The organism is Micromonospora sp. B11E3 (genome assembly GCF_039871625.1).
In the GTDB taxonomy this organism is placed as follows: domain Bacteria; phylum Actinomycetota; class Actinomycetes; order Mycobacteriales; family Micromonosporaceae; genus Micromonospora.
Map to the genome: position 1 here is coordinate 20,958 of NZ_JBDPMC010000076.1, position 8,362 is coordinate 29,319.

Genomic DNA, 8,362 nt, shown 5'->3' on the forward strand with positions numbered 1-8,362 from the left:
AAGAACGCCGATGACACGCCCGGCGCGTGTCACACCGCGGTCGCGGTGACAATGATTGCGCCACGACGACCTCACAGACCTCTGACAACGCAGCTCACGGTGCCGACGCGACAGCCGCCGCCGATGAGACCGAATGTCTGACACGACCGGACAGCGCCGGGCGCGTCTCACGCAACGTTCTGATACAGCCGCCTGACCTGCGTGTTCCGCTGCCGCCAGCCCTGCCCCGAAAGCCAGCCAGCGGCGGACACCGCGCTGCGCGAGATCTGACAGCGGCGGGCAGGGGTCTAACAGACGCTTCTGTCAGACCGTGGCGGACCTGACAGCCGCGCCGTTGTCAGTTCGGCAGTCCCGGACAACGAGCGGCGGCGGCACGCCAGCGCCGTCCGGCACGGCGGGGACAGCCGTGACATGACGGGCGCTAGCAGCGGCGCGCCGGATGACACTGACAGACGCATGTCCGCCGTGTGTCACCACCGGCGTGATGGCGCGCCGGCACCTGACAGCGCAAGCCACCATCACCATGTCATCGACACTGACCGCTGGCATGTCGCACGGTATCGGTCACGCTCGGTGTCGGACACCGGCGTGTCCTACCAGGGATGTCAGCTCGCGTCCCGTCGCTGTCAGAGGTCTGTCAGGTCCGGGGGCGTTCGCCAGACCTGGCACAGCCCGGTTTGAGGGTGTCAGCGCATCACGGCGCGGCGCGGAGCCGACATCACATGAGCGAGCACACGCCGCGGCACCACACCGACCCTGTCCGCCCCGTCGACCCGCAGAGCGTCGACCCGACCCTGATCGACCTGGTCGCTGGCGACCCGCCGGTGCCGGTCACCGTGTGGCGCACCGCCCGCGGCCCGGCCGACGCCGGCCGCAGCATTGGCGCCCGACTGGCCTACCGGCTCGTCGCCGCCTACACCCGCCCCGGCGAGGTCGTCGTCGACCTCACCACCGACCACGCCCTGGCCGCCGTCTGCGCGGCGGGCGGCCGGCGGCACCACCCGGCCTGGTTCACCGACGCGTCCAGCCTGATCATCGGCCCGGCCACTCCGCCGGCCCGCCCCGACCCCGCCGCCCTAGGCGAGGACGGCGACGACGTGCCGGACATGAGCGCGTGGTTCGGTGACGATCTCACCGACCCAGACCTACCCACCGAACCGCCCACCGCCGCCGGTCACACGTCCCTCGCCGGGGCGACCAGCCTGGTCGTGGCCTGCTGGCCCCTCGACCCCGCCGACGCCACCAACCGGATCCGGCTGGCGTGGCTGCTGACCGCATGCGCGCGACTGCTGCGCCCCGGCGGCTGCCTCGTCCTCGTCGTCACCGTCCCCACCGCCGCAGCAGGCGGGCCGGAGGACTTCACCCCGGTGGCCACCGCCGCCGCGTCGGTAGGCCTGGGCTACCTGCAGCACATCGTCGCCGTCGCCGCCGACGCGGAAGGCGACGCGTTCGTCTACCACGTCACCGACGAGGAACTGCTCACCCTCACCCACCAAAACGACCCGCGGTGGACGGTCGCGCACCTGCGGGTCCACGCGGACCTGCTCGTCTTCTCACCCGTGCCCACGCAGCGCGACGGGCACCGGGACGGGGGTGAGCATCGTGGCTGAGCACGTCCCGGTTCCCACCGAGGCAAACGAGCCGGCCGACAGCTACCACGGCCGGCACCGCTCCTACGAGGGCCGGCACCGCGACACCAGCGGACGCCACGCCGTCGAGCCTGAGGGTCTGTCGGTGTGGGCGACCGCGCAGCAGACCGGGCCGGTGCAGCGGCGCGGCCGGTACGTGCCCGAGTCGGTCAAGCACCCCGCCCGGATGCTCCCAGCGATCGCCGCCCACGCCGTACACGCCTACACCCAGCCCGGCGACCTCGTGCTCGACCCGATGTGCGGGATCGGCACCACCCTCGTCGAGGCCATCCACGCCGGCCGCGACGCCATCGGCGTGGAGTACGAGCCGCGCTGGTCAAACATCGCCGACGCCAACATCACCCACGCCCACCACCAAGGCGCCCCCGGCCGCGCGTCCATCGTCCGCGGCGACGCCACCCGCCTGCAGTCGCTGCTGCCCGCAGCCCTCACCGAGCAGGTCGCCCTCGTGGTCACCTCACCGCCGTACGGGCCCACCGTGCACGGCCTCGTGCGTCCCGGCGCCGACGGGGTGGCGAAGTTCGACAACGCCTACAACGACGGCACCGACCGCGGCAACCTCGCCTACCGCGACCTCACCGGTCTGGCCGACGGGTTCGCGCAGATCCTGCGCGGCTGCGCGGTGCTGCTGCGCCCCGGCGGCACCGTGGTGGTGACCGCCCGGCCGTGGCGCAAGAACGGCCAACTGGTCGACCTGCCGTCCGCGGTTATCGCCGCCGGTGTCCGCGCTGGTCTCGTGCCGACCGAGCGGTGCGTCGCGCTTCTCGCGGCGGTCCGCGACGGGCACCTCGTCGCCCGCCCGTCGTTCTTCCAACTCCAGCAGGTGCGCAAGGCCCGCGCCGGCGGCACCCCGCTGCACCTGATCACGCATGAGGACGTGCTGATCTTCCGCCGCCCCCAGACCGACTCGGGTTCAGGAATCCTGAACGACGACGCCACCGGGGGCGGGGTGGTCGCGTGACCGCACCCACCCACCGGTACCTGAGCCTCGGCGCAGGCGTCCAGAGCTCCACCGTCCTCCTGCTCGCCGTGCGAGGTGAGATCCCCACCTTCGACGCGGCGATCTTCGCCGACACCGGCTGGGAACCCACCCCGGTCTACGCCCACCTCCGCCGGCTGGAGCGGCTCGCCGCCCGGGCCGGGATTCCGGTCGTGCGGGTGTCGGCGGGCAACATCCGCCACGACGCCCTCGACCCCGCCCACCGGTTCGCGTCCATGCCCCTGTTCACGCTCGGACCGGACGGCGAGCGGGGGATGGCCCGCCGACAGTGCACGTCCGAGTACAAGATCAAACCGATCAAGGCGGAGGTGCGGCGCCGCCTGGGCTATCCCCACCCAGCCCGGGTGCCGTCCGGGCTGGTCGCGCAGATGGCGATCGGCATCTCGCTCGACGAGATCGGCCGCGCCCGCGACGCCGACGTCGCCTACATGCGAAATGTCTTCCCGCTGCTCGACTTCGGATGGCGGCGGGAAGACTGTCTCGCCTACCTCACCGAACACGGGCTGGCCGACACCCCGCGCAGCGCCTGCGTGGGGTGCCCGTACCGCATCGACACCGAATGGGCGCGGCTGCGCCGCGACGACCCGCACGGGTGGGCGGACGCAGTGGCGTTCGACGCGGCGATCCGCCACGGGTCGGCCCGCGCCAACGCCGCCGGGCAGCCGCTGCGCGGACAGTTCTTCCTGCACCGGCAGCGGATCCCCCTCGACCAGGTCACCCTCCGCACCACGCCCGAGACGAGGGCGGACGTGCCCGGGTGCGGGCCGTGGACCTGCCCGCACCCCGTCGAGTCGGACGTCGCGGCGGCGACGATGGGGCGGGAGGTGGCGTGATTGAGCAGCACCAGCCGCCCCGGATCGGATCGCTGTGCGCCGGCTACGGCGGCCTCGACATGGCCGTCGAGCTGGTGCTCGGCGGCCACCTCACCTGGTACGCCGAAACCGACCGACACGCCAGCACCGTCCTGGCTCATCACTGGCCCGGCGTACCCAACCTCGGCGACATCCGCACCGTCGACTGGAGCACCGTCGCACCGGTCGACATCCTCACCGCAGGATTCCCCTGCCAGGACATCTCCAACGCCGGCAAACGCGCCGGGATCGGCGGCAAGCACTCCAGCCTGTGGAGCGCTGTCGCCAACGCCATTCGCGCGCTTCGACCGCCGCTCGTGTTCGTGGAAAACGTCGCCGCGCTCCTCCGCCGGGGGTTCGACGTCGTCGAAGCCGACCTGGCCTCGATCGGGTACGACACGAGCTGGACGTGCCTACGCGCATCCGACATCGGCGCCGCCCACCGCCGCGACCGGCTGTTCCTGCTGGCCACACCCGCCGAGCAGTGGGGAGGGCGTGCGGACGTTACCGACACCGTGCGCCCGTGACGGCAAAGGCCCCGGCCACCAGCACGGGCTACCCGACCTCATCGAACCGTCCGGATCCACCCACGGCCTGCTACCCACCCCCACCGCGGTGGCGTACGGGTCGAACAAGTCCCCGTCCGCGGGAGCAGCCCGCCGGCCGAGCCTCGCCGGCATCGCCGGGCAACTCCTGCCCACCCCGACCGCTGGGGGTGGCACCGGCTACATGAGCGGCAGCAACCGCGACACCTGGCGGCCAACCCTCGAATCAGCGGTCCGCGGCTACCAACCACACCCCGGCGGCAAACCATTGGACCCCCAAGCGCTGCTGCCCACCCCGAGGGCCAGTGACACCGGCACTCCCGGACGCAAGGCCGGAGCAGGATTCCGGCCTCCGCTGTCGCAGGTGCTGCTGCCCACCCCGAGGGCCACCGACGGAGCGAAAGGCTGCCCCGGCCAGCGCGGCTCGCACGGCGACCTCACCCTCCCCTCGGCGGCGGTGCGGGTACCCGCGCGCACCCTGCCCACCCCCCGCGCGTCCGACGGACGCGGCCCCGGACGCCACGGCGACGGCGGCGCGGACCTCCGCACCACCGTCGCCGGCCTCGGCCATCTCGACGAGCAGCGGTGGGGCGTCTACGCCGCCGCCGTCGCCCGGTGGGAGCTGCTGCTCGGCCGACCGGCGCCAGAGCCCACGCAGACCGGGCAGCACGGCAAACCTGTGCTCGCCCCGCCGTTCGTGGAATGGCTGATGGGACTCGACGCCGGTCACGTCACCGACCCGGCGTTGGGGCTGCCGCGCACCCTCGCGCTGCGGGTCCTCGGCAACGGCGTCGTCCCCCAGCAGGCGGCAGCCGCGCTGCGGCTGCTGCTGTGCCCGCACCGGTGGGAGGTGCCGTCATGAGCAGCGAAAGCCTTCACCCGCCGCCGGATGGCCTGCACAGGTACGAACACGGCCAGCGCATCGCCACCCGCATCCAGGGCTCGCTCCTGGCCGCCATGCGTGCCGGGACCATCCCAATGCCCTGCCCCACCCGCGCACCTGTAGAAGGAGCACTCCATGTCGTCACGCCCGTCACCTGAACACCCGCCGTCGTCGGGTCAGGTCGTGTGGACGCTCGAGCGGATCCGCTCGCTCGGCGCGGTCACCGACGTCGCCACCGCCGGGCAGATCTTCGGTCTGTCCCGCAGCGGCGCCTACGAGATGGCCCAGGCCGGAACCCTGCCGGTGCCGGTGATCAAGGTCGGTTCCCGCTACCGCGTGTCCGTGGCCGCGATCATCGCCGTCCTGACCGCGACCGATCCCACCCGCCCGCCGCCCGCGACTTGACCGTGCGGCCGTGGCGAGCGTCGATCAACCACCAGCGACACCCGTAAATCCGATGCCACCGGATGTGGCATCGGCGTGAAGGAGAGACGTTTCCTGATGGCCGAAGGATCGATTACCAAACAGTGCAGTTGCCGACAGGGCGGCAAGCGCCTCGGCGCGAGGTGCCCCAAGCTACGCCGCGGCAACGGCTGGAACCCCCACCACGGCAGTTGGGCCTACCAACTCGAACTCCCGCCTGATGCATCCGGCGTCCGCCGGCAGCTACGTCGCGCCGGGTTCGCCACCCGCGAAGAGGCCGCCACCGAACGCGACCACGCGCGGGGGCTGCTCGACCTCGCCGGCACCGACAAGGTACTGCGCCAGCACATCGGCGACCTGCTGCACGGCCTCAAGCCCGGCGAGGCGCTGCCCCAGCGTGACCTCGTCGCCCGGCGTATCCACGCCGGTGTACCCGCCACCGACGGCGCGCTGACCCTCGGCGCCTACCTCACCACCTGGATCGGCAACCGCACCGGCCTCGCCCCGGCCACGGTGCGCAGCTACCGCGACCACATCACCAAGTACTGGATCCCCCAGCTCGGGCACATTCCCCTGCACGCCCTGACCGCCGGGCACATCCAGACCGTGTTCGCCGCCATCGAAGCGCGCAACGCCGAGATCCTCACCAAGCGCGCCAGCCCCGACCAGGCGGTCCGGGACACCGTCAAAGGCGTCCGCACGGTCAGCCCCGCCAGCATGCACCGCATCCTGGCCACCCTGCGCAAGGCCCTCAACGACGCCCGCCGCCTCTACCACCACCAACTCGCCGACCACAACCCCGCCGAATCCGTCGACCTGCGCTCCGGCACCCCACCCAAGCCGCGCCTGTGGACCGCCGCCGCCGTCAACCGCTGGCGGCACACCGGGCGACGCCCCAGCCCCGTCATGGTGTGGACGCCCGCCCAGGTCGGCCAGTTCCTCGACTACGTCGACGCCCACGACCCGGAGCTGTCGGCGCTGTTCGACCTCGCCGTGCACCGCGGACCCCGGCGCGGCGAGCTCGCCGGGCTACACGACTACGACGTCGACCTGGCCACCGGCGAACTCACCATCACCGAACAACGCACCAGCGTCGGCTACCAGGTCATCGAAAAAGAGGTGAAGTCCGCCGCCGGCGACCGGGTCGTGCCCCTCGCCGAGGAAACCGTCGACGTGCTGCGCGCCTACCTCACCCGACGAGCCGCGTGGAAACTCGCCACCGGCCACAAGTGGCACCGCAGCGACATCTTCTTCGTCCGCCGCGACGGCCGGCCCTGGCACCCGGAACTCATCACCGCCCGCTTCGACCGCCTCGTCGCCGCCAGCGGCCTACCCCCGGTGCGGTTCCACGACCTGCGGCACACCGCCGCGACCCTCATGCTCGCCGCCGGAGCCAGCATCAAGGAAATCCAGGACACTCTCGGCCACGCCTCCTACAAACTCACCGCCGACACCTACACCTCCGTCCTGCAGGAACTCAAGCGCTCTACCGCCGAGGCCACCACCAAGCTCATCCCCCGCCGCAACCGCAAGGCGGCATAACCAGCCCACCGACCAGACGGCAACCACGCCCACACCGGCCCGTGCAGCACCTCCGGCCGGGGCCGAAGCTGGCCGATCACACCAGCGCGGGAGATCACGTCGGTGGAGATCACCGTGACGGGTATCCGGGCCACGGGCTCGCGCGGTCGGGCTTGCGCACGCGGAGGTTCGCAAGCCCCGATCCCGCCTGCGGGCCGTTGGCGGTGCGGATCGTTCCCGGGCCTGTGCTGGGGCGGGGCGTGGGACAGCAGGTTGTCGGCGTCATCGGTAATGACCGTGCCCGTGGCGTAGGGGTGCGGCGGCGGGCTGGAGTCGGTTGCGGCGTCGTTTGTCGGTGATGCCGGCGGCATCACTTGTTGATCTTCCAGCCGTGACTTTCCGCAAGGCGCGACAGAGTGTCCGAGGGTTTCGGGTCGCGGGGAACAAGGCGCATCTCTGCATGTGCCAGGTGAGTCCATTTCGGATCGCGTACGAACGATGTGGGGTGCGGTTGCGCAGGTGGAGCCGGTGTCGCCGATGACCTGTTCGGGCTGCGGGTGATGCGGGTGCGCCGTGGGGCGGCGCAGCCCACCCCGTCCGCCACGTCGTGGACCAATCCCCAGCGGCACCCTCGGCCTCAGCTCGCCTCGTCCGAACGATCGGGACGCATAGCTGCGAGCTGGACGACGGCCTCCGCTCTGGCAAGCATCTGCCGGCGTTCCACCTGCTTCGCCGTAAGGCCACCCAGCAGAGCTCCGGTCTCCTTCTGCGTGAACCCCTCCATGAACCGGAGCGCCAACACGGCCCCGCCCGGACTCGTGAGCGACCTCAGCACCCCTACGACTCGCTCTGAGTCGAGCCGGCGTAAAACGGCCGCTTCCGCGCTTTCGACTGCGCCAGGATGATCAAACACATACTCGTGCAAGAAACCCGCTGGCATCTCTGGCTTGCGCCGCTTCGATCGCTTGTGATTCCTGACCACTGACATCGCAACGTAGTTCAGCCACGTCCAGAAGGACGCAAGCGCGGCGTCGTACTGGTGCAAACTCCGGTAGGCGCACAGGAGCGCGTCGCATGCAAGGTCCTCCGCAACCTCATACGACGCCTCTGGGGCCAGCCAACGCACGACCATGAGCGTGAGCCTGACCCTGTAGCGGTCATAGAGGCTGCCGAAAGCATCAAGATCGCCGGCGCGTGCGCGTTCGATCAGCGCGTGCTCGTCGCACTCGTCCCCCCCGGGCCTCACGCAGCATCCCTCCTCAGGTCGTCGTCGCGCTGTTTCGGGCCCCTCCACCATGAAAGGCAACATGTCCTGCACTTCCCGCCAGATGTCGCCATGACAGGTCGCGGTCATGGTCGCCACTGTCAAGGGTCAGGACGAAGTCCTGTCCGATGGCCTTGAGCTCTCCTTGTGGGCGGACAGCAGAAATCCATGCTGGTGGTCAGGTGATCTCCGTGTGGGTGGTCAGGTCAAGGCGTGCACCCCCTTG

General features: G+C 71.1%; 9 protein-coding genes. 8 read left to right on the plus strand and 1 reads right to left on the minus strand.

The genetic code is table 11. The features are described 5' to 3' along the window. Positions 1-722 precede the first annotated feature (722 nt). The 8 genes from ABGB16_RS27510 (at position 723) to ABGB16_RS27545 (ending at position 6,893) form a co-directional block, all read left to right on the plus strand. Positions 723-1,610 (plus strand): hypothetical protein, encoded by an 888-nt coding sequence (locus ABGB16_RS27510; RefSeq protein WP_347670993.1) that lies wholly within the window; start codon positions 723-725, stop codon positions 1,608-1,610. Next, positions 1,594-2,610: a DNA methyltransferase gene (locus tag ABGB16_RS27515; protein WP_347670994.1), complete on the plus strand. Its 1,017-nt coding sequence runs from the start codon at positions 1,594-1,596 to the stop codon at positions 2,608-2,610. The genes ABGB16_RS27510 and ABGB16_RS27515 overlap by 17 nt, the downstream gene beginning before the upstream one ends. After that, positions 2,607-3,482, plus strand: coding sequence for a hypothetical protein (locus ABGB16_RS27520; protein WP_347670995.1), 876 nt, complete (start codon positions 2,607-2,609; stop codon positions 3,480-3,482). Before ABGB16_RS27515 ends, ABGB16_RS27520 begins: the two co-directional genes overlap by 4 nt. Beyond that, complete coding sequence (gene dcm, locus ABGB16_RS27525) at positions 3,479-4,027, plus strand: DNA (cytosine-5-)-methyltransferase (protein ID WP_347670996.1); 549 nt, start codon at positions 3,479-3,481, stop codon at positions 4,025-4,027. The genes ABGB16_RS27520 and dcm overlap by 4 nt, the downstream gene beginning before the upstream one ends. Then, positions 3,996-4,907, plus strand: coding sequence for a hypothetical protein (locus ABGB16_RS27530; RefSeq protein ID WP_347670997.1), 912 nt, complete (start codon positions 3,996-3,998; stop codon positions 4,905-4,907). The genes dcm and ABGB16_RS27530 overlap by 32 nt, the downstream gene beginning before the upstream one ends. Beyond that, positions 4,904-5,086 carry a hypothetical protein gene (locus ABGB16_RS27535; protein ID WP_347670998.1) on the plus strand — a complete coding sequence of 61 codons (183 nt, stop codon included), beginning with the start codon at positions 4,904-4,906 and terminating at the stop codon, positions 5,084-5,086. The genes ABGB16_RS27530 and ABGB16_RS27535 overlap by 4 nt, the downstream gene beginning before the upstream one ends. After that, entirely contained in the window at positions 5,064-5,333 is a 270-nt protein-coding gene (locus ABGB16_RS27540; protein ID WP_347670999.1) for a helix-turn-helix domain-containing protein, read from the plus strand. Before ABGB16_RS27535 ends, ABGB16_RS27540 begins: the two co-directional genes overlap by 23 nt. A gap of 75 nt (positions 5,334-5,408) precedes the next feature. Then, positions 5,409-6,893: a tyrosine-type recombinase/integrase gene (locus ABGB16_RS27545; RefSeq protein WP_347671000.1), complete on the plus strand. Its 1,485-nt coding sequence runs from the start codon at positions 5,409-5,411 to the stop codon at positions 6,891-6,893. Between the two features lie 616 nt (positions 6,894-7,509). On the opposite strand, the gene ABGB16_RS27550 is transcribed toward ABGB16_RS27545, so the two are convergent. Then, a complete protein-coding gene (locus tag ABGB16_RS27550; protein WP_347671001.1) occupies positions 7,510-8,226 on the minus strand; it encodes a sigma-70 family RNA polymerase sigma factor in 717 nt (238 codons plus the stop codon). Positions 8,227-8,362 lie beyond the last annotated feature (136 nt).

What these genes read in the sequence shown, in the direction of transcription:
- ABGB16_RS27510 (WP_347670993.1), top strand. Translation starts at nt 723, where the DNA reads ATGAGCGAGCACACGCCGCGGCACCACACCGACCCTGTCCGCCCCGTC.
- ABGB16_RS27550 (WP_347671001.1), bottom strand. Translation starts at nt 8,226, where the DNA reads ATGACCGCGACCTGTCATGGCGACATCTGGCGGGAAGTGCAGGACATG.
- ABGB16_RS27540 (WP_347670999.1), top strand. Translation starts at nt 5,064, where the DNA reads ATGTCGTCACGCCCGTCACCTGAACACCCGCCGTCGTCGGGTCAGGTC.
- ABGB16_RS27535 (WP_347670998.1), top strand. Translation starts at nt 4,904, where the DNA reads ATGAGCAGCGAAAGCCTTCACCCGCCGCCGGATGGCCTGCACAGGTAC.